General features: G+C 68.0%; 19 protein-coding genes and 1 pseudogene. 2 read left to right on the forward strand and 18 right to left on the reverse strand.

Annotation, left to right across the window (positions count from 1 at the left end; all coding sequences use genetic code 11):
• Positions 1 to 4 precede the first annotated feature (4 nt).
• Positions 5 to 760 carry a dienelactone hydrolase family protein gene (locus ACPXCG_RS22610; RefSeq protein WP_425794577.1) on the forward strand — a complete coding sequence of 252 codons (756 nt, stop codon included), beginning with the start codon at positions 5 to 7 and terminating at the stop codon, positions 758 to 760.
• A 51-nt stretch (positions 761 to 811) separates the two neighbouring features.
• Here ACPXCG_RS22610 and ACPXCG_RS22615 read toward each other — a convergent pair whose 3' ends face one another.
• Positions 812 to 1,666: an SDR family NAD(P)-dependent oxidoreductase gene (locus tag ACPXCG_RS22615; RefSeq protein ID WP_425794578.1), complete on the reverse strand. Its 855-nt coding sequence runs from the start codon at positions 1,664 to 1,666 to the stop codon at positions 812 to 814.
• A gap of 148 nt (positions 1,667 to 1,814) precedes the next feature.
• Between ACPXCG_RS22615 and ACPXCG_RS22620 the strand changes: the two genes are divergently transcribed.
• Complete coding sequence (locus ACPXCG_RS22620) at positions 1,815 to 2,573, forward strand: metallophosphoesterase (RefSeq protein ID WP_425794579.1); 759 nt, start codon at positions 1,815 to 1,817, stop codon at positions 2,571 to 2,573.
• Between the two features lie 120 nt (positions 2,574 to 2,693).
• On the opposite strand, the pseudogene ACPXCG_RS22625 reads toward ACPXCG_RS22620, so the two are convergent.
• From ACPXCG_RS22625 to nadB, 17 genes and pseudogenes are all read right to left on the reverse strand, one after another.
• A pseudogene (locus ACPXCG_RS22625) lies at positions 2,694 to 3,326 on the reverse strand (carbonic anhydrase); the annotation flags it as partial.
• A 118-nt stretch (positions 3,327 to 3,444) separates the two neighbouring features.
• Entirely contained in the window at positions 3,445 to 4,455 is a 1,011-nt protein-coding gene (locus ACPXCG_RS22630) for a YdcF family protein (protein ID WP_425794580.1), read from the reverse strand.
• A gap of 158 nt (positions 4,456 to 4,613) precedes the next feature.
• Positions 4,614 to 5,042: a DoxX family protein gene (locus tag ACPXCG_RS22635; RefSeq protein ID WP_425794581.1), complete on the reverse strand. Its 429-nt coding sequence runs from the start codon at positions 5,040 to 5,042 to the stop codon at positions 4,614 to 4,616.
• Positions 5,043 to 5,261: 219 nt separating this feature from the next.
• Positions 5,262 to 6,758, reverse strand: a complete 1,497-nt coding sequence (locus ACPXCG_RS22640; protein WP_425794657.1) for an NAD(P)(+) transhydrogenase (Re/Si-specific) subunit beta — start codon at positions 6,756 to 6,758, stop codon at positions 5,262 to 5,264.
• Between the two features lie 26 nt (positions 6,759 to 6,784).
• The gene (locus ACPXCG_RS22645; RefSeq protein WP_425794582.1) at positions 6,785 to 7,090 is read right to left on the reverse strand and encodes an NAD(P) transhydrogenase subunit alpha; all 306 of its coding nucleotides are present in this window, start codon (positions 7,088 to 7,090) and stop codon (positions 6,785 to 6,787) included.
• Positions 7,090 to 8,172, reverse strand: coding sequence for a Re/Si-specific NAD(P)(+) transhydrogenase subunit alpha (locus tag ACPXCG_RS22650; RefSeq protein WP_425794584.1), 1,083 nt, complete (start codon positions 8,170 to 8,172; stop codon positions 7,090 to 7,092). The genes ACPXCG_RS22645 and ACPXCG_RS22650 overlap by 1 nt, the downstream gene beginning before the upstream one ends.
• A gap of 229 nt (positions 8,173 to 8,401) precedes the next feature.
• Positions 8,402 to 9,985, reverse strand: coding sequence for a hypothetical protein (locus ACPXCG_RS22655; RefSeq protein ID WP_425794585.1), 1,584 nt, complete (start codon positions 9,983 to 9,985; stop codon positions 8,402 to 8,404).
• Between the two features lie 154 nt (positions 9,986 to 10,139).
• Positions 10,140 to 11,711, reverse strand: coding sequence for a molybdopterin-dependent oxidoreductase (locus ACPXCG_RS22660; RefSeq protein WP_425794586.1), 1,572 nt, complete (start codon positions 11,709 to 11,711; stop codon positions 10,140 to 10,142).
• 51 nt (positions 11,712 to 11,762) lie between these two features.
• Positions 11,763 to 13,238, reverse strand: a complete 1,476-nt coding sequence (locus ACPXCG_RS22665; RefSeq protein ID WP_425794587.1) for an FAD-binding protein — start codon at positions 13,236 to 13,238, stop codon at positions 11,763 to 11,765.
• 278 nt (positions 13,239 to 13,516) lie between these two features.
• The gene (locus ACPXCG_RS22670) at positions 13,517 to 15,799 is read right to left on the reverse strand and encodes a heavy metal translocating P-type ATPase (protein WP_425794588.1); all 2,283 of its coding nucleotides are present in this window, start codon (positions 15,797 to 15,799) and stop codon (positions 13,517 to 13,519) included.
• Positions 15,800 to 15,803: 4 nt separating this feature from the next.
• Positions 15,804 to 15,950 carry a hypothetical protein gene (locus ACPXCG_RS22675; protein WP_425794589.1) on the reverse strand — a complete coding sequence of 49 codons (147 nt, stop codon included), beginning with the start codon at positions 15,948 to 15,950 and terminating at the stop codon, positions 15,804 to 15,806.
• The gene (locus ACPXCG_RS22680; protein WP_425794590.1) at positions 15,947 to 16,150 is read right to left on the reverse strand and encodes a heavy-metal-associated domain-containing protein; all 204 of its coding nucleotides are present in this window, start codon (positions 16,148 to 16,150) and stop codon (positions 15,947 to 15,949) included. Before ACPXCG_RS22680 ends, ACPXCG_RS22675 begins: the two co-directional genes overlap by 4 nt.
• Before the next feature lie 145 nt (positions 16,151 to 16,295).
• On the reverse strand, positions 16,296 to 16,589 hold the full coding sequence (locus ACPXCG_RS22685; RefSeq protein ID WP_161060733.1) for a metal-sensitive transcriptional regulator: 294 nt from the start codon (positions 16,587 to 16,589) through the stop codon (positions 16,296 to 16,298).
• A 135-nt stretch (positions 16,590 to 16,724) separates the two neighbouring features.
• Positions 16,725 to 17,792, reverse strand: a complete 1,068-nt coding sequence (locus ACPXCG_RS22690; RefSeq protein WP_425794591.1) for a hypothetical protein — start codon at positions 17,790 to 17,792, stop codon at positions 16,725 to 16,727.
• A gap of 240 nt (positions 17,793 to 18,032) precedes the next feature.
• Entirely contained in the window at positions 18,033 to 18,902 is an 870-nt protein-coding gene (locus tag ACPXCG_RS22695) for an alpha/beta fold hydrolase (protein WP_425794593.1), read from the reverse strand.
• A 57-nt stretch (positions 18,903 to 18,959) separates the two neighbouring features.
• Positions 18,960 to 19,847, reverse strand: a complete 888-nt coding sequence (locus ACPXCG_RS22700) for an alpha/beta fold hydrolase (protein ID WP_425794594.1) — start codon at positions 19,845 to 19,847, stop codon at positions 18,960 to 18,962.
• A gap of 37 nt (positions 19,848 to 19,884) precedes the next feature.
• Positions 19,885 to 21,525: an L-aspartate oxidase gene (nadB, locus tag ACPXCG_RS22705; protein ID WP_425794595.1), complete on the reverse strand. Its 1,641-nt coding sequence runs from the start codon at positions 21,523 to 21,525 to the stop codon at positions 19,885 to 19,887.
• Positions 21,526 to 21,588: the final 63 nt, after the last annotated feature.

A 21,588-nucleotide genomic window follows, 5' to 3' on the forward strand; every position in this document is an offset into this window, starting at 1 on the left:
ACCTGTGTCGAACGAGATGATCACGATCTCCACACCGGATGGCATCGCCGACGCCTACGTCACGCGTCCGGACAATGCTTCCGGTCCAGTCCCGGGTGTGCTGTTCGCCATCGACGCCATCGGGCTGCGCCCGCAGACCAAACAGATGGCCGATCGAATCGCGTCCTGGGGATATGTCGTGTTGGCGCCCAATGTCTTCTATCGCTCGGGCGTCGCCACCGATCTCGAACCGGCCGCCGACCTCACCGATCCGACGAGCCGGGCGGACTTCTTCAAGGAGGTGATGCCGCGGGTGCGAGCGCTCACCGACGACCTCGCCGCGCCGGATCTGTCCGCCTACCTCGACACGCTGCGTGGGCTCGACGGTGTCTCCGGCGGTGACGTGGGGATCACCGGCTACTGCATGGGCGGACGTCTCGCGCTGCTGGCCGCGGCCACCCGCCCCGACGTGGTGGGCGCGATCGGCATGTTCCACACCGGTGGCCTCGTCACCGACGACGACAGCAGTCCGCATCGCCGTCTGCCTGACGTCCGCGCCGACGTGCTTGCCATCCACGCCGACCAGGATCAGTCGCTGCCACCGGAGGCCGTCGCGGCGTTCGAGCACGCCCTCACCTCATGCGGCGTCACGCATTCGGCAACGGTGTATCCGGGTGCCCACCACGGCTATACGATGGCCGACACGGCGATCTATCACTACGAGGCCACCGAGAAGCACTTCGCAGAACTGCAGAAGCTGTTCGAGCGCACTCTGCACTGACCACGCGCGGTCTCCCGCCGACCGGACACAGAATCTCGCCGAGCTCGCGCGCTAGAGGTGTTGCCGCTCCCGCTGCTGAGCGACGAACTTCGTCGACAGCTTCTGCATCAGTCCGGGCGCGAGACGCGAGAAGCGCCACGCCATCCGAGCCTGCGCGGGCACCACCAGCAGCGGCCGGTTGCTCTCGACGGCGTCGAGGGCCTCGGACGCGAGCCTGTCGGCGTCGTATGCGGTCCGCACTCCCTGCCCGGACAGGTAGAAGGTCCGGCCGGTGAATCCGCCGACACCGGGGGCATCGAGCAGCGGCGTCTCCACCGCGGCCGGGCAGAGCGCCAGCACGCCGACACCATGTACCGCGGCTTCCGACCGCAGCGCCAGCGACAGGCCGACGACCGCGTGTTTGGTCATCACGTAGCTGGTGAGCAATCCGGCAGCAGTGAGCCCGCCCATCGACGCCGTGTTCACGATGTGGCCGGACTGCTGACGGATCATGTGCGGATAAGCGGCCGCCACACCGTGGACCACGCCGCGGATGTTCACGTCGATGATCGCGTTCCATTGGTCTGCGGTGAGCAGTTCGGTGTTGCCGCCGAGGGCCATGCCGGCGTTGTTGAACATGAGGTCGATGCGGCCCGTCGACGCCACCACCTCGTCCACCAGGGCTCGGACCGCATCACCGTCGGTGACGTCGAGGTGCGCGGCGCGGGCCGAGCCGGGTGCCGAACGCAGGCCCTCGACGACCCGTTGCGCCGCGTCGACATCGCGATCGGTACACACCACGTCGGCGCCGGCGGCGACGAGCGCTCTGGTGAGTGCCGCCCCGATGCCGGACCCGCCGCCGGTCACCACCGCGGTCGCACCCGCAAATCGAGTCGTGTCCCGGACCCCGCCACCTCGTCGTCTCATCCGCCGACTCTCATCTGCCCGGCGACAACTGTCAACACCCCGCTGCGCGCGGTCGACCGGGCGGGGCGCGCAGGGGATCCGGGGCCTTGTCGCGCCGTCCGTGGCCGATGTGACTAGCCTCAGGTGAGTCCGTCATCGAGGAGCGCGTGTGTTCGTCGTCGCCCACATCAGCGACCTGCATTTCAACGGCACGCGGTACAACCGCAGCCGCATCGAATCGACGCTTGGCTACATCAATGCCCGCGCCGACGGCCTCGACGCGCTCCTGGTGACCGGCGACATCACCGACGAGGGCAGCGAGTCCGAGTACCGCGAGGCCTATGGCGTGCTCTACAGCCCGCTGCCGATGCTCATCACCGCAGGCAATCACGACAAGCGGGAGGGCTTCAACGCCCACCTGATGGCCCGGCAGACCGACGAGCCGGTCAACCAGGCAGCACTGATCGGCGGCGTGCTGTTCGTGGTCTGCGACAGTTCCATCCCCGACCGCAACGACGGCCACCTCCCCGACGACACACTCGCCTGGATGTCCGCCGAGATCGCGGCCGCAGGCCCGACGACACCTGTGCTGATCGCGTTCCACCACCCACCAACCACGTTGGGGATGCCGTTCATGGACTCCATCCGACAGACCGGCGAAGAGCGGCTGGCAGCGATGGTCGACCAGCACCCGAACATCGTTGCCTTTCTCTGCGGCCACGCCCACACCCCGGCGGTGACGACGTTCGCCGGCCGGCCGCTGGCGATCGCGCCCGGCGCGGCGTCCACCCTCAACCTGCCCTTCGAGGGCACCGAGATCGTCAATCGCGGTCAGCCGCCGGGTATCGCGTTCCACTTCCTGGACGGCCTCGGCGGCCCGCCCGCCGACTGGCGGCTGATCACGCACTTCCGTTCGGTGATGTTCTGAGCCTTGGGGGCGAGGACTGTCCGGGTCACGCACCCCGACTCGATGAATCCACCTTGATACCGAACGATTGTGATGTCACCGAGTCGAGGTGGCGCGCGTTCCGCGGAACGCGCGGGACGATCAGGGCAGCAACGTCTCCGCACGCGCATCGGTGCCCGCGAGCCGGATCTCGGTGCCGGTGACCTCGAAGACCTGCGCGGTCGGGATGTCGAAGAACAGCCCGACGACGCGCAACCGCCCGTCGGCGGCCGCACGACCGACGACGGCGTCGCGCATCAGGTTCTCCACCTGCTTGGCCACATTGACCACGGCGAGCTGGTCGACCTCGGGGAAGCCCGCCTCGGCGGCGGCCCGGCCGGCCGGGTGGCCCAGGCGGTAGGCTGCCAGGCTGGGGATGGCGTGGCCGAGCCAGGAACCGATCTTGCCGTCGCCCGCGTCGGCACCGGCGAGCATCGCCTTCATCGCGCCGCACGACGAATGACCGCAGACCACAACCGAACTCACCCCGATCTCACCGATGGCGAACTCGAGTGCGGCGGCCACCGACGTGTCCGTGGACCCGTCACCGGGGACCAGGTTGCCGACGTTCCGGACGGTGAACAGGTCACCGGGGCCACTCGCGGTGATGATGTTCGGCATCAGCCACGAATCGGAGCAGGTCAGGAACAGCGAGTCCGGGTCCTGCCGGTGGGTGACATCGGCAGTGGCAGCTCGCAGGAGATCGGGGCGCGCCCTGCTTTCGTCGCGCCGATGAATCCTGTGAGACCGGCCAAGACTGCGGTGACGATGTGGGTCAGTTCACCCGGCGGTCCCACACCTGTGAATCATGCGTTGTTGCCTATGTTTTCGACGACGATCGCGAACCGATCGCTCAATTGGTCTCCGACGACCCCGTCCCGAGCAGGGTCTCGAGCAGCTTTCCGCCGAACTCGGTGATCAGTCCCGGCCCGGTGTCGGGGAGGTTCTGCGGCAGCGGCAGACCCAGTTGTCGGGTGGCCGGGATCTTCGCCGTGCGCGTCGCCTCGAGCCGAATACCCTTCTGCTGATCGCGGGTCAGCGGTGTGGCGTACTTGGCCAGATCGGTCGCGGTGGTCACCGTCGCCGCGGTCCGAAGTCCGGCCGCGGCGAAATCCGCTGCACCGCGACGGATGTGGTTGGGTGAGGTGACGAGGATGACGTTGCCGATGCCCTGTTCGCGCAGGATCTCCGCGGTGTTCTGTGCGTTGGCGACCGTGGATCCGGACTTGCCCTCTTCGGTGATCCGGGCCGCGTCGACCCCGTTGGCGACCAACCACTTCTTCATCGCCGCGGCCTCGGTGACGCCGGCCTTGGGGACTCCGCCGGTCACGACGATCGGTGCGGTGGAGGTGGTCTCGGCCTGAGACTTGCCTGCGGTCACCCGCCGGACCAGTTCGGGTGCCATCTTGCCGTCACGGTTGAGCCCGAACCCGAGGACGACGATCGCCGCCCGGCCGGCGACGGTCTTCGGTGCGGTGTCGGGGACGATCTGCGCGGCGGCTGCGACCCCGTCGTTGATGTTGCGTGCCGCGGTCGCCAGCGCCGGATTGACCCCGCCGAGCCGCGAGAGGGCGGCCTGGCGCGTGGCGGCGTCTCCGGCCTGATCTGACCAGATGGCCTGCAGAGCAAGAGCGTCCGGGTCTACCGGAATGATCGCAAGGGCCTGCTTGATCGCATCGAGGCCGCCCGGCACGTCGCCCGCGGCGAACTTCTGCTGCGCCGAATTGTAGAGGGTGGCCGGGTCGACGCTGGTCGCCGCGGGCGCGACCGATCGCTCCGATACGACGGGCATCGTGCCGGCGGCAACACCGCCGATGCCCGCGAAGGCGATCACCGCCAGCGCAGCAGCACGACGTCGAGTCACTCTGGTCCCTTTTGTCACTTGCGCAACAGTAGGACGTCCGTGCAACACCCAGGCACCCGTGGCATCCCAGATCGGTAACGTCGTCCAGTGCCCGCTCACTCATTTCGTTCCCGCTCACCCGGGAGGATGAGCGGGAACGAAGTGGGTGAGCGCCAGACTCAGCGTCGCAACCCGACGACCTTCAGCAGTTCCGGGCGACGCAGGACCAGTCCCACCCACATCAGCACGCCGAGGTAGACGGCGAACAGGGTGGTGCTGACGAGCGGCGACTCGACCCGCATGTTGGCGGTGACCGCGCCGCCGAGATAGGCGGTGATGCCGAGCGCGCCGAGCACCGCGGTGCGTGGGATCGCGTACGCCACAAGGCAGATCAGCAGGACGGTACCCATGACGTAGGCCTGTTCGATCGGGAATCCGAGCTTGGCGGTGCCCTCGACGACGGCCTCGGGTTGCGTCAGCTTGCCGACGACGTCGAAGGCGAGGAAGGCGCCGATCACGACGCTGATGACGACGCCCACGATCTGTCGCACGCTACGGGTGCCGGCGATCTCGCGGGTGGCGGACGGGGTTGCGGTTGCGGTGGCCATGACGGGCTCCTCGGGTGGCGGTGTGGTGGTGTTGTGCTGAGATAGACACCGCCCCTGCGGAAAACTCATCGGCCGCCGAGCGCCGTTCCCCAGCGACGTTCCCCAACCACCCAGAAACGGTCAATCCACCTTGGTTCAGAACCAAGGTGGATTGACCAATTGCGTGTGCTTGCAGCGCGAGTGTTACAGCGCCGGGTGTGTTTACAGCGCTGGGTATGTTTACAGCGCCTTGAGTTCCTCGATCACGCTGTCGACGCTCTTCTTGGCGTCGCCGAACAGCATGCTCGTGCCGTCGCCGTAGAACAGCGGGTTCTCGATACCGGCGTAGCCCGAGCTCATCGATCGCTTGAGCACGATCACCGAACGGGCCTCGTCGACGTTGAGGATCGGCATGCCGTGGATCGGCGAACTCGGGTCGTTGCGCGCCGCCGGGTTGGTGACGTCGTTGGCGCCGATGACGATGGCGACGTCGGTGCGGTTGAACTCACCGTTGATGTCGTCCATCTCCTTCATCGCGTCATAGGCGACGTCGGCCTCGGCCAGCAGCACGTTCATGTGGCCCGGCATACGACCGGCAACCGGATGGATCGCGTACTTGACCTCGACGCCCTTGCCCTCGAGCAGCGCCGCCATCTCCTTGACCGCGTGCTGCGCCTGCGCGACGGCAAGTCCGTAGCCGGGCACCACGATCACCTGGTTGGCATACGCCATCTGGATCGCGGCATCGGCGGCCGAGGTGGCCTTGACCGTGCCGCCGGCATCTCCTGCGGCACCCGCCGGTCCGGCATCGCCACCACCGAACGAGCCGAAGATGATCGCCGGGATGGACCGGTTCATCGCCTTGGCCATCAGGTTGGTGAGGATGGAACCCGACGCGCCGACGATCATGCCGGCCACGATCATCGCCTGGTTGTTGAGGGCCAGACCCGCGGCCGCAGCCGACAGACCGGTCAACGCGTTGAGCAGCGAGATGACCACCGGCATATCGGCGCCGCCGATCGGGAACACCACGAACAGGCCCATCAGCCCGGCGATCACCAGCAGCAGCACGATCCAGAACCACGGCGTCGCCGACGTGGAGTCCGCGCTGACACCGATGTAGACGGCGATCGCGACCGCCGCAATGGCCAGCACGATGTTGGCGAGCTGGAAGCCCTTGGCCGCCTTGACCAACGACTTCTCGAAGTTCTTGTTCAGCAGTTCCTGCAGCTTGGCGAACGCGACCAGCGAACCCCAGAACGACACGGAACCGATGATCGCCGCGAACAGCGACCCGACGATGACGTGTACGTCCGGGGTCTCGCCGACCGCGGTGAACCCGTCGGTCTCGATGTACTCCGCCCATGCGATCAACGCGACGGTGCCACCACCGACACCGTTGAACAGCGCGACCAGCTGCGGCATCGCGGTCATCTTCGTCTTGAGCGCCGGCGGGATGCCCAGCACCACACCGACGATCAGACCCACCACGATGAGTACCCAGTTGACGGTCGGCACCCCGGCATCGCCGGCGTTGTTGTAGACGCCCAGCAGGGTCGCGATGATCGCGATCCCCATACCGGTCGCCGCGATCCAGTTGCCGCGCACCGCGGTCTTGGGTCCGGTCAGACCCATCAGGCCGTAGATGAACAGCGAGAACGCGACGATGTAGAGGACGGTGACCCCGTAGCCGAGGCCCTCGGACACCTGGCCCGACGATTCCACCGCGAGGTTCAGACTCGTTGCCTGCAGGACAGGGGCGCTCACTTGGCGGCCTCCTTCTTACCCTTGAACATGCCGAGCATGCGGTCGGTGACGGCGAAGCCGCCGACCACGTTGAGCGTTCCGAACACCAGCGCGACGAACGCGATGATGCGGACACCCCAGTTGGCGTCGGCGGGCAACGAGCCCAGGACCACCAGGGCACCGAGCACGACGATGCCGTGAATGGCGTTGGTGCCCGACATCAGCGGCGTGTGCAAGGTGTTGGGGACCTTGGAGATGACGGCGAAACCCACGAATCCGGCCAGCACCAGGATCGCGATGTTCGCGAGAAGTTCGTTGTACATCAGGCCTTTACCTCCTCTCGCGTGACGCACGCTCCCGCGAGCACCTCGTCGTCGAAATCCGGTGCGAAACCGCCGTTGTCGTCGAGCATCAACTCGATCAGCGCAAGCAGGTTCTTCGAATACAGCTCGCTGGCGTGCTCGGGCATCGTGGCCGGCAGATTCAGTGGCGAGGTGATGGTCACGTCGTGCTTGACCAAGGTCTCGCCCGGTTCGGTCAGCTCGCAGTTGCCGCCGGTCTCGCCGGCCAGATCGACCACCACGCTGCCGGCCTTCATACCTTCCACCGCGGCGGCAGTGACCAGCCGCGGTGCGGGACGCCCCGGCACCAACGCGGTCGTGATGACCACGTCGAAACTCTTGATCGCATCCTCGAGGGCCTGCTGCTGCTTGGCACGTTCGTCATCGGTGAGCTCACGGGCGTATCCGCCCTCACCGGCGGCGTCGATACCGAGATCGAGCCACTGCGCACCGACCGACCGCACCTGCTCAGCCACCTCCGGACGCACGTCGTACCCCGTGGTGCGACCGCCGAGGCGTTTGGCCGTGGCCAATGCCTGCAGCCCCGCGACGCCCACACCGAGCACCAGCACCGTGGCCGGTTTCACCGTGCCCGCCGCCGTCGTCATCATCGGGAAGTACCGGGTGGACAGATCGGCCGCCACGACGACCGCCTTGTACCCCGAGACGTTGGCCTGCGAACTCAGCGCATCCATCACCTGCGCACGCGAGATACGCGGGATCGCCTCGACCGCATATGCCTCCACACCAGCAGATTTGAGCGCACCGATCTGGTTGTCGACGTTGCGCGGCGCGAGGAAGCCGATCAGCTTCTGCCCGCTGCGCAATCTACCGATCTCGTCATCCGACGGCGGCGCAACCCGCACCACCACATCCGCCGAATACGGATCGCCGATGGTGGCACCCGCCTCGACATAATGATCGTCGGGGATCAATGCCCCCAGACCGGCACCCGATTCGACGATCACCGAGACACCCTTACCGACCAACGAGCCGACCACCTTGGGGACCAACGCCACTCGGCGTTCGCCCGCGGCAGACTCGCGCACGACACCCACACTCATAGTTCTCACCCTGTCTGGTTCGCACCGGGCAGACCGGACCCCCCGCAGTCGATGCCCACACCACGAGACCGTGCCGGACCGCGATGTACCGGGGGCAGTGCATTGTCACCCGGCTCACAAAAACGTGCGACGAACATAGCATGACCTCACCTGATGGGGGCGACGCAGTCAGATTGGTCACTCACCTATTGACGAACACGCTACCCATCGGAATGGACACTTGTCCAGGCTACTGTCCAGCCGAGCTCGAGTTCGAGGACGCACCACCCGAGGTGCCGGACCCCGACTCCGAGTCCGTCGAGCCGCTCGATGGTTCGTCGTCCGATGAGGTGTCGTCCGATGAGGTGTCATCGGATGAGGTGTCATCCGACATATCCGAGGTCTTGCCAGAGTGATCGTCTGCCTCGTCGGCGGTCGATTCGGACCGCGTGGCCTCGGTGTCCGGTCCCGACCCCGTCTCGGGCTCGGCCGTCTCGGGCTCAGCCGTCTCGGGCTCGGCCGTCTCGGGCTCGGACACCTCCGGCACCTCGGACCCTGTCGCCGCCGGTGACCCGGTATCCGATGTGGCCGTATCCGATGTGGCCGTATCCGATGTGGTCGTATCCGGTGCGGTCGGAACCGCGGAAGCCGACTCTGCCGTCGTCTCCGTTGTTTTGACAGTCTCGGTTGTCGCGGAAGTCTCGGTTGTCGCCGTCGACGAACCGGTCGCGCCCGCCGCGCGCTTGTCCAGCACATCGGGATCGGTTGCGGGGACCGTCCAGCCGAGCTTCTCGTAGATCTGTTCCTGGAGTTCCCGGGGCGTCGGAATCGCGTGGCCGCCGATCTCGGCCTGCTCTCCCGGCATCGGGACGGGGATCAGGGTGTTCAGCGCCTCGTCGAACTCCTTGGGTACGTCGATGCCGACGTCGCGCAGCATCATCCCCCACGGGTTGCCGCCGCCGTCGCCCTTGAGCACCACGTAGGTGGTGTTGCCGTCGTCGCTGTCCCACGTCTTGATCCGGGTGTAGTCGTTGACGTGGCTCTCCAGGAACGCGTGCGTATAGAAACCCGGGATCAGGTAGAAGAAGGTGCCGATCGGGTCGGCGAACGGATTGCCCACCCCGCACGTGGCATCACCTTGGACGCAGTAGGAGATGACCTTGATGTCGCCGGTGTCGGCCGGATCCCGATCGCCATTGGTGTACATCCCGTCGATGAAGCTCGGGACGACGTTCTCCACACCTGTGTTGGGGAATCGCGAGTCCGCGCCGACCACCACGACGACGTTCTCGTCGGGGATGGCACCCTCGACCCCGTTGACGTAGTCCTTGTGCAGTTCGTAGGCGATGTTCATCGCCACCGGACCGCTCTGGGAATAGCCATTGACGATGACTGTGCCCTGTTGCCCTTGTTTCACCCAGGCCGCGTAGGCGTCCTGGACGCCGGTCGCAGTCCCTTTGTCGACCGACTCGTTGAACGTACCGATGCCCGCGAGGTCGATCTGAAGACCGAAGATCTTGAGGCCGAAGGCGGCCGGGTAGTCGACGGTGGTGATCGGTGGCAACTCTTCGCGCGGGCCATCGGGCGAATCGTAGAACCCGATCCCTGCGGTGCGGGCCATCTGATCGGAGCCGTCGTAGTCGGTGGTGCCCGGGACCAGGATCACCGAGGCGTTCTCGCCGAGGCTGGGCGGCAACCAATCCGGCTTCTTGCGGGTGAGTTCCTGGTCGCCGATCGAGACCGGCGGATCGATGTCGGGGAACTGGATGCCCCCGATCCCCAGTGCGTGGGCGGACCCGGGCTGGAAGCCAGGTTGGAGAAACAGACCGACCATGAGAAATACGGTCAGCGACAACAGAACTCGGCGCACAATCCCTCAACCCACTCGAACCCGACACGAAGTGAGCAGAGTTTAGCGGCTCACACCGACATCTGGTGGCGTAGTCGCCGATTTGTGAAAACTATCAGTCTCGTTTCACCTGTTCGTGCTACGTGATCGTGTACGTCCGGGAGTCGAGTCCCGTGGCCCCGTCCGGGACGGGCGACGCGTACGACTCGACCTGGGCGCGGCCATTCTTGTCGGTGGCGCGACAGGTCACGGTGTGGTCCCCGGGGGCGGCGTTCCAGGTGAACCGCCACTGCCGCCAGGTGTCCACCGAGTATTCTTCGGCGAGCTGTGCGGACTGCCAGGCTCCGTCGTCGATGCGCACGTCCACCGATGCCACCCCGGTGTGCTGCGCCCATGCGGTTCCGGCGATCACGACGTCCCCGCGCGCATGCTCCGACCGAGAGTCCGGTCGATCGATCCGTGAGGCCAGCTTGATCGGGCCGAGGGCCGACCATCCGCGCGTGGTCCAGTAGGCCTTGGCATCGGAGAATCGGGTGAGCTCCCAGTCGACGAGCCATTTGGTCGCCGACACATAGCCGTAGAGACCGGGGATCACCTGCCGCACCGGGTATCCGTGCTCGACGGGCAGCGGAGCCCCGTTCATCCCGATGGCCAGCAACGCATCTCGTCCGTCGGTGGCCACCGACACCGGCGTGCCGCAGGTCCACCCGTCGGCACTCGTCGACAACAGCATGTCGACGCCGGGCTGCACGCCGGCCCGGTCGAGAAGGGTTTTCATCGGGACTCCGAGCCACCGCGCATTGCCGATCAGGTCACCGCCGATGACGTTGGACACGCACGTCAGGGTGACGATCCTTTCCGTCATCGGCATCGTCAGCAACTCGTCCCAGCCGATCCGGATCTCGTTGTCGACCATGCCGTGAATGCGTAGCGACCAATCCGCGGTCGTGAGACTCGGGACCTGCAGGGCCGTGTCGATCCGGTAGAAATCGTCGTTCGTGGTGACGAAGGGAGTGGCGCCGGGGACCTGTAGATCGGCCGCGGCGGGTACGGGCGGTGCCGCCGACCGCGGGATGGGCAGCAACACTTTGCTGCGGTCGGCGATGGTACGCGTGGTGTCGGCGAGGACCCGCCTACCGGCGACTCCGGCGGCCACGGCCAGGACGGCGATCCCGCCTGCGGTCAGGAGGAACCGACGACCAACACCCGAGGGTGACGGTTCGCCGACGTCGGCCGCGGTCGTACGGGCAACCGTGTCCTCGGCCTTGCGCAGCATGCCCACCAGGATTCGCAGGACGAGCACCGCGACGAGCCCCGCGAAGACCGACGGGATCGCGAAAGTCCACCGGGAGTCCGGACGGGCCAGCGCGGCGATGACACCGACCACGCCGAAAATGGCGACGACCACGGTGCCGGCCGGCGGTCGAAGGCGTTCGGCGACACCGCACGCCGCAGCGATCGCGACGATGATCAAGCCCATGCCGATGAAGAGCGCAAGCTTGTCGGACGTTCCGAAGGTGCCGATCGCCCACTCACGGATCCCGTCCGGTGTGTGGTCGACGACCGCGGAGCCGACGGCGAAGTAGGGCGAGGCGCCCGGAGCCACCATGACCGCGAAGAGTTCGCCGATCCCGAGCCCCGCGCCGACCGCGACGACGCCGGCCAGAGCGGCCGCCCAGAAGTGGGCGGATGGACGAGCGGTGGTGGTCACACCCCTTGATACCTCACGTGGCGCACGAATGGCCCCGCTCGGACCGGGACGTCATCCTTCGGTCACAACCTCCGAACGGCGAGCGGCGTGCCGGCCGGCACGCCGACCGAAATACGAGCCCTCCCCGAGCTGTGTTCCGCTCGCATAGCCCTTGCCATCCTGAGCAAGATTGGCGGCGCAGGCACCCGCGGCGTAGAGCCCGGCGATCGGTGCGCCGTCGCCGTCCAGCACCTCGGCGTCGATCGACGTCGCCATCCCACCGATGGTGAAGCAGGAGTACATCGCCTTGCCGAGGCTGAGATCGAAGGCACCCCACGGCCCCTGATCCTGGGGTGCCAGGAATTCCGCCGACTTGTGGAAGTCCGGATCCTCGCCCTTCGCCGCGTTCACGTTGTAGTCGGCGAGCGTCTTCTGGAGTCGACCCTCGGGGATGCCGAGGGCAGATTCCATCTCGGCGACGGTCTCCCAACCGTCGATGAGGTTGATCAACGGGACCTCGGGGCGTTTCATATGCGCTTCGTCGACGATCAGGTACGCCGCCGAATCCGGTTGATCCATCACGAATCCCGAGGTTCGCGAGTGATACGAGTCCTCGGCGACAAAGCGTTCACCGTTCTTGTTCACGACGATGCCGGTGAGCAGGATGCTCGGCGGGTAGATCGGCGCGGTCACGAACGCCTGGTCCATGTGCTTGAGCGCCGCGCCGACCGATTCGCCGAGCCGGATGCCGAGCCCGTCGTCGTAGGTGCTTCCCAGCGTGAACGGCTTCTCGGCGACATGGGGCACGTAGCGCGCCACCATTTCCTCGTTCATCACGAAGCCCCCGGCGGCGACGACCACCGACCGCGCCCGGATGACACCCTCCTCGCCGGGGCGTTTCCACGTTGCACCGACCACGCTGCCGGACTCGTCGACCACGAGTTGTCGAGCGCCGGTCTCGTAGCGGATCTCGGCGCCGAGCTCGGCGAGACGTTTGACCAAGAGGTCGACGACCATCGAGGCACCGCCGGTGTCGCCGGGGACGGGCACCTTGTGCCCACGCGGAGCCGGCGCCGCGATGTTCTTGAACGGCCACACCTTCTCGTTACCGGTGAACATCAGCCCCTGCGTCTGCGGCTGGATGACGGCCTTCTCCGGGTAGAAGCTGCGCTCGAAACTGAACCCGAGGCCTTCGAGCCAGTTGAAGTGTTCGACGCTGTCGAAGCAGTAGGCGTGGATCTTGTCCGGCTCGGGTTCACGGGACACCGCGGTGATGTACTTCTCCATCTCCTCCGGGCTGTCGTCGTGCCCGGTGGCCTGCTGCACCGCGGTGCCGCCGCCCAGGTAGAAATGTCCGCCCGCCATACAGCTGGTGCCGCCGGCCGCCGCCGCGCGTTCGAGGACCAGGACCCTGGCCCCGGCCGCTGCCGCTTCCACGGCCGCGCTCCCGCCTGCGACACCACACCCGATGACCAGCACGTCGACGTCGTCGGAGAAGGACTCCACCGAGTCCAGCGCGATCGTGTCGGGGATCTCAGAACCTGCCATGCGCACAGAGTAGACGATGGACTAGAACCTGTTCTAGTTCTCCCCCGGTTCGTTTGCTCGATGCTGCTGCCCGCCCGCACAGATCGGACGCAGCTTCGCCGATCGGGCACAGCGTCCCGTCGATCGTGCACAGATCTTCGCCGATCGTGCACACTGAGACCAGCCGGGTGGTCGGCAACGCACACTCGGCGGGATTCTGCGCACGGTCGGCGGGATGGCGGTTGCCGTCGGCGGGATAGCGGTTGCTGTCGGCGGGATGGTGAGGTCTGCCGCGGCGGTCAGCGGGGATGCGGACGGAAGCGTCGCAGCCGGAGGCTGTTCGCCACCACGAACACCGACGACAGCGCCATCGCCGCGCCGGCGAGCATCGGATTGAGCAGACCGGCCGCGGCCACCGGGATCGCGGCCACGTTGTAGGCGAACGCCCAGAAGAGATTGCCCTTGATGGTGGCCAGCGTGCGCCGGGCGAGGCGGATCGCATCGACGACGGCCCAGAGGTCACCGCTGACCACGGTCAGGTCGCTCGCCTGGATGGCCACGTCTGTTCCGGTGCCCATCGCGAGTCCGAGGTCGGCCTGCGCGAGCGCACCGGCATCGTTGATGCCATCTCCGGCCATCGCCACCGAATGTCCCTGCGCCTGGAGTTCTTTGATCGCCGACAGCTTGTCCGCGGGCGACACCTCGGCGATCACACGATCGATCCCGACCGCCCGTGCGACATGCTCGGCAGCACCCGCATTGTCGCCGGTGAGGAGAACGGGCGTCAGACCCATCCGTCGGAGTTCGGCGATGGCCGCGGCCGACGTCGGCTTGATCCGGTCCCCGACGACGACGACACCGACGGCGCGGCCGTCGAACGTCACCACCACCGCAGTGGCACCCGCCCGGTGGGCACCGTCGACAGCCCGGGAAAGCCGTTCCGGCAACGTCTGTTCCAGCCGGCGCGGGTTCGTGACCTCGACGCGGACACCGTCTACGAGCCCACCCACGCCGGAACCCTCCGACGCCCGGAATTCGCTCACCGCCGGCAGCGAGGCGGGCGACCGCTGCGCGGCCCCCGCGACGATCGCGGCGCCGATCGGATGCTCCGAGCCCGCCTCGACGGCGGCCGCCGCGCACAGCACTCGATCCTCGTCGAGATGTTCGCCGGCATCCCCGTCGACGACGGTGACCGATTCCACGGTCATCTCGCCCGTGGTGACCGTGCCGGTCTTGTCGAGCACGATGGTGTCGACGCGTCGGGTGGTCTCGAGCACCTCGGGCCCCTTGAGCAGCACCCCGAGTTGTGCGCCCCGGCCGGTGCCGACCATCAGGGCCGTGGGCGTGGCCAGACCGAGTGCGCACGGACAGGCGACGATGAGAACCGCAACCGCGGCGGTGAACGCGAACGTGACCCCGCCGGACCCGCCCGACACACTGTCCACGCCGAGCCAGAAACCCAGGGCCGCAACGGCAATCGCGATGACGGCCGGCACGAAGAACGACGAGATCCGGTCGGCCAGACGCTGCGCGGCCGCCTTGCCGGCCTGCGCGTCGGCGACCATCTTCGCTATCTGCGCGAGTGCGGTGTCCGCCCCGATCCGGCTCGCGCGCACCACCAGTCGGCCGCTGGTGTTGACCGTTGCGCCGGTCACGTCGTCGCCCTCGGTGACCTCCACCGGTACGGATTCACCGGTGATCATCGATGCGTCGACTGCGGAGGCGCCCTGCACCACCGCCCCGTCGGTCGCGATCCTCTCACCCGGCCGGACGAGGAACTCGTCGCCGACCGACAACTCCGACACCGGGATTCGTCGTTCCATCCCGTCCACCACGACGGCGACGTCCTTGGCTCCGAGGTCGAGCAGCGCGCGCAGCGCATCCCCGGCACGCCGCTTCGCCCGCTTCTCGAAGTACCTGCCCGCCAACAGGAATGTGGTGACGCCCGCGGCCGCTTCGAGATAGATGTTCCCCGCGCCGTCGCCGCGGGCGGCGATGAGGTCGAATCCGTGGCGCATCCCTGGCTCCCCGGCGGTCCCGAGGAACAGCGCGTACACCGACCAGGCGAACGCCGCCAGCGTGCCCATGGACACGAGCGTGTCCATGGTGGTGGCGCCGTGGCGCAGATTCATCCATGCCGCACGGTGGAACGGATAGGCACCCCACACCACGACCGGCGCGGCGAGGGTGAGCGAGAGCCACTGCCAGTAGGTGAACTGCCACGCGGGCACCATCGCGAGTGCGACCACCGGGACCGTGAGCACCGCCGACACGATGAGCCGCTGCCGCAATCCACGAAGGTCGCGGTCCTCGGGACCGTCCCGCTGCGCGTCGTCGGCGGCGTCCGGCCGATCCCCTGGGGCAGGGACCGGGGTCGCGTCGTAGCCGGCGCCGCGGACAACCGTCACGAGATCCGTGGAGTCGAGGGTGGACGGGAACTCGACGTGCGCCTGTTCGGTCGCGTAGTTGACCGTCGCGCTGACCCCGTCGAGTTTGTTGAGCTTGCGTTCGATGCGATTCGCGCACGACGCGCAGGTCATGCCGTCGATGTCGAGATCGATCCGCTCGATGGTGCTGGACATCTCGTCACTCCGTGTGTTGCTGGTGGACGCCCGGTGGTCCCGCCGGGGCATCACCGCCCCACGGGTCGACCGCTCGTCCGATCCCGAACGCGACGGCGAAAACCGCCGCCATCGCGATCAGGAAGCCGACGATCCGGGTTCCGGTGGTCATGTCAGTCGGTAGCCGGCCTCGGAGACAGCGGCCGCGACCTCGTCCCGGTCCAGCACCCGATCGCTGGTGATCTCGACGGCACCGGTGTCGAGGGACACCTCGACACGATCGACTCCGGAGATCTCACCGATCTCCTCTCGAACAGATGCCACGCAATGTCCGCAGGTCATCCCGCTGACGGTAAAGGTGCTGGTGGTCATGAAGAACCCTCCTTGCGGTGGTTGTCGCCGCCATTGTGTTACTGCGATTGTGTTACTGCGATTGTGTTACTGCGATTGTGTTTTTGCGATTGTGTTACGGCGATTGTGTTACCGCAGTTGCGTTACCGCGGTTGTGGACACCCGGTCAGGACCGGACCAGGCGCGTGATCGCCTGCATCGCCTCGTCGACCTTCTCCTGACCCGCGGCGTCGCTCTCCTGTGCCGCGTTCACGACACAGTGGTTCATGTGCTCCTCGAGGAGGCCGAGTCCGACCGCCTGCAGAGCCTTGGTCATCGCGGAGACCTGGGTCAGGATGTCGATGCAGTAGGCCTCCTCGTCGACCATGCGCTGCAACCCCCGGGCCTGGCCCTCGATGCGGCGAAGTCTCCGCAGGTAGTCGTCCTTGCGACCGATGTACCCGTGCTGTGCATGCTCCATCAGTGCAATCCTCTCGACGTCCTCGGGTTACCAGTACCCCCTACAGGTATACCATCCCGAGATGTATACCGGTACCCCCATAGGGTAACCAGAAGGCCGGCCGCGCGACATGTCTCGTCACCACGGGACGGAGGGCTATTCGTTACGCGATGCGCGCACCGCCGCGGCCAGGTTCTCCAGCGCGGCGGCGACCTCGCTCAACGCTGCTGCGAGATCGGCATCACCCCGGCCCGGCGCGGGGGTCGGCGAAGCTGCCTGCGTGGCAGCACCATGGGCCGATGTCGCCGACGATGCGGTCGGCTGCGACGTTGCGTGGGGCTTACGCTCCGGCTGCTCCGCCTGAGGCGGTGGCGAGGCGGGCGGCGGCGAGGCGGGCGGCGGCGAGGCCGGCGGAGTCGGCTTGGGCGGCGGACCGGCGGGCGATTGCGGCGATTGCGGCGTGCCGGAGTCTGCGTCCGGAAGCCGGTGACGACTGCCCGGCCGGGGCGCCGACGGCGTCGGAGGCTCGGCGTCGGTGGAGCGACGTCCCGGCCGATATCCGTCGTGCCGACCGCCCGCGTTCGCGTGGGCGCCGGGCACCGGGGCAGCGGGGCGCGAGGCCGGACGCCCGCCTGTTCGGGCCGCGTCCTGCGACGACGATTCCTGAGTGGCCGATCCCTGGGTGGCCGACTGCTGGGCGGCCGTCCGGACCACCGGGATGTGGGTGTCGGTCGTCATCCGCATCCGGTCGGGCTGGTGCGGGGCCTGCCCGGGATGCGCGGGTGGCGCGGGCGTCCGCGGCCCAGGAGGCCCCGGCCTGGGCATCGGCCGAGGGATCTCGCCGGACTGACCGGGGCCCTGAGTCGGCGTCTGGCCCGTCGCCGGATGGGGTCCGCGAATCTCGGTCGGCGCGTGACCGTTGGACGGCGCGAAGAAGTGCTGGCCGCCGTGGCTCGCGAAGTACAGGCACGCGGCGCCCTGTGGCGAACGCACCGAACACGGGTTGCGTTCGATGAGCGATTGCGCGTGGTCGTCGAAGTCGTTCCATTCCAGCCACAGTCGACGGTCGGCCCGTGGCCGGACGCTCGCGTCGGTCGCATGGTTGCCCTGATGGCCCGCCGCGAGCCGGCAGTGCAACAACCACTCGGATTGGCCCGTCAGCCCCAGCGCGGCACGCTCCGCGGGCGTGCATACGACCGTCGACCAGCAACCCTCGCCGTTCATCCGGCCTCTCCTTCGCGCTTCACGCGCATGTGCGATCGATCAAGACAACCTGCCCCCGCTTGTGACCATGCCGCGTACGAGACGACTGTCGGCCAACGGTACGTGCGCTCCCGATGCTTCCCCGCGGCCAGTCTACGAAGGAACCGACCGTCCCCGCCATAGACGCGGCCCATGTCGCCGGGCCGGATGTCGAGCGGGTGGTCGAGCGGGTGGTCGGGGCGGGTGAACGGCGGGCACCGCCTAACGGTGTGCACCGATGAAGTCGAGGACGACCTGGGTGAAGGCGTCGTTGTCGTCGGCGGCGGCCGTGTGGGCGGCGTCCGTGAGTTCGATCACCTCTGCGGACGGGACCACCTCGCGGAACCCGGCGACCGCGTCCTCGGGGACGACGTCGGAGAGCTTGCCGCGGATCAACAGGATCGGGACCGTCAGCGACGCGAGCTGCTCCTCCAGATGCTCGGCCCGCACGAAGCGGTCGTCCCCCGGTTTCGACGCCACGAACGCCGGGTCCCAGTGCCAGTACCAGCGACCGTCCTCACCTGCACGCAGATTGCGTTTGAGTCCTTCCGGGTGGAAGGTCTTGGGTCGGTGCGGGAGATATGCGGCGATGGCCTCTGCCGCGTCCTCGAGTGTGTCGAATCCGCCGACGTTGGCCGTCATGAAATCGCGAATCCGGGCGCTCCCGGCCTGGTCGAAGCGCGGGACCACGTCGACGAGCACCAACCCGCGCGCCTTCTCGGCCCCGAGTTCGGCGGCTGCGCCGATGCTGCTGAGCCCGCCCATGCTGGCACCGACGAGCGTGACCGGCGTGCCGATCTGCTCGACCACCGCGACGACGTCGGCGGTGAACAGTTCCAGGCTGTACCGACCGCTCGGGGACCAGTCGCTGGCGCCGTGACCTCGCGTGTCGAGCGACACCACATGAGTGCCGGCGGCCGCCAGGAACTGACCTGTCTGCTTCCACGAGTGCCGGGTCTGCCCGCCACCGTGCAGCATTACGATCGTCGGGCCGACCTCGTCGTCGGCCGGCCGCCACTCGTCGGCGCGCAGCGTGATCCCGTCGACGCCGGTGAACGAGATCTGATCGGGCTGGACGGCAGGGCGCGACATGGGGTCGATTGTGCGCCGGACCTCACCACCGGTGCGCCCCGGGGCGCCGACCGAGGTTCACGAACCGAGGAAGTCGACGACCCGGCGATGCACCGGATCGGGTCGATCCAGATGAACGAAATGGCCTGCGTGATCGATCCTGGCGACCTCGCTGCCCGCCGGCAGCAACTCGGTCAATCCGTCGGTGAAATCCACCTGCATGCATCCGTCCAGCGCGCCGTGCAGGTAGAGCAACGGTGTCCGGGGTGGCCGCAGCCAATCCGTGGCGTGGTCGGCATATCGGGCGCCGACGCGGGGGCGCAGCATGGCCCGGTAGTACCCGACGACGGCCGATCCGTGGGCGCGATTCGGCACCGTGGCCAGCGCGTTGTCGATGTCATCGACGTTCGGGAACGGCCCCCAGTGCCGCCAGAGCGTCGGGATGAGCCACCCGAGAACTCGCTCCGGGAGGAACGGGATCTGGTTGAAGCCGATATACCAGCTCATCGCCATCTGTCGAGGGATGAGGCGCAACCGCGCACGCACCGACGTCCCCGCGTGTCGCATCGCGGCGATCGGCGGCACCGCGACCGCGACGACGCGCCGGAACGGGTGGTCGTCGCGGGCGAGGATCGCGTGGGCGGTCAGCGCGCCCCAGTCGTGTCCGATCAGGACCGCCCGATCGTCGCCGCCGAGTTCGTGGTGCAGCGCCAGGACGTCGTGGGCGAGCGCCGCCACGTGATAGTCGCCGTCGGCCGGGATCTCGGACGGCGCGTAGCCGCGGGTGAACGGCGCGACCACCCGATACCCGGCCGACACGAGTTCGGGCGCGAGGTGTCGCCACGTCCACGCGGAATCCGGGAAACCGTGCAGGCAGATGGCGAGCGGCGCATCGGGCTCCCCCCAGGTGAGGGCATGCAGACGGATGTGGCCGAGGTCGACGACGACTCGTCCGGGCGCGGTCATGCTCGCCGACGTTACCGCTCCGGGTCGGGCCGACAGCTCAGGACACCAGCGCGTGGATGCCGGTGATGATCTCGCTGCCGTCGCACTCGGTGAGCTCGCCGTCGAGCCAGCCGAAACACCGCGTCCGCGCCGGCGGGTCGGTGTGCGGATGGTCGATCCGCGTGTGACAGCCACGCGATTCGGTGCGCGCTCGCGCCGCCTCCACGACGACCCGGGCAGTCAAGGTCAGCGCGGCGTCCTCGATGTCGGCGTCGGTGACCGCCGCCCGGTCCGGGAGGCTGCTCAGCGCTGTGGCGATCCGGGCCAGCCCGTCGGCGTCCCGGCGGAGCGCGACCGATCGGGACATGTTGTCCTGCAGCTCTTTCCGAGTCATCGCCGGATGCATCCCCAGCGTCACGGCGACGCCCTCGCTCACCCAGTTGCCCCGACGCCCGACCGCAACCTCGGCGGCCCGCCGGCCCATGACCAGCCCCTCCAGCAAGCTGTTCGACGCCAGCCGGTTCCCGCCGTGCAGTCCGGTCCGGGCGACCTCACCCGCGGCCAGCAGCCCGGGCACCGCCGTCCGGCCGTCGACGTCGGTGAGCACGCCGCCGCACTGGTAATGCGCACCCGGCACCACCGGAATGAGGCCGGCGGACACGTCGAGTCCGGCGGCGGCGATGCCCGCGGTCACCGTGGGGAATCGGGTCGGGAAATCGGCGATCGACCGGACGTCGAGATAGACGCACGGGTGGCCGGATTCGGCGATCCTCGCCTCGACGGCATTGGCGACCACGTCGCGCGGCGCGAGATCACCCATCGGGTGCACCCCGGCGGTCACCGGGTCGCCGTCGACGTCCACCAGCCGGCCGCCCTCGCCGCGCACGGCCTCGCTGATCAGCGTGCGCCGGCCGCGTGCACCGTCGACGAACAGCATCGTCGGGTGGAACTGGATGAACTCCATGTCCGCGACGACGGCCCCGGCCCGCAGCGCGAGGGCGATGCCGTCGGCGGTCGCGCCGGACGGATTGGTGGTGGCGGCATAGAGGTGACCGCTGCCGCCGGTGGCGAGCAGGACGGTCGGCGCATGGACGACACGGTCCCGCCCCTGCCGCCGGTAGGCGACCCCGACCGTCTGGCCGTCGGCACGCAGGATCGCGGTGGCGACCGCGTCGTCGTGGCTCGTGATCGCCAGGGATCGCGAGGCGGCCCGTAGCCGGCGCACCAGTGCGTGCTGCACCCGGGCACCCGTCGCGTCGCCGCCGGCATGGATGATGCGGCGCACCGAGTGACCGCCTTCACGGGTCCGGAGCAACTCCCCGTCGGTGCCGCGGTCGAACTCGGCACCCCAGCCGATCAACCCGGACACGGCGGGCCACCCGTCGTCGAGGATGGGTCGGGCGATCCGCGGATCCGTCAGGCCTGCCCCGGCGCCCACTGTGTCGGCGAGATGCAGGTCGACCGAGTCCGTGGGGTAACCGGGTTCGACGACGGCGATCCCGCCCTGCGCATAGAAGGTCGAGGTCGCCTGTTCTACCCGATCCGGATGCCATGCGGGCCCCTTGGTGAGAATCACCACGCGCAGTCCCGCCTCGGCGGCACGCAGGGCGGCGGTCAGTCCGGCCACACCGGCACCGACCACAACGAAGTCGGCACGCGTCTCGTCGCGCTGGTCACGGCTCATCTCGTTCTGGGCCATCTCGCACCTCTCGCGGGGGAACGTCGATGTGAGGATCAACCACGCCGACCTGTTTTCGATTCC

It is taken from the genome of Gordonia sp. DT218, assembly GCF_049847105.1.
Taxonomy (GTDB): Bacteria; Actinomycetota; Actinomycetes; order Mycobacteriales; family Mycobacteriaceae; genus Gordonia.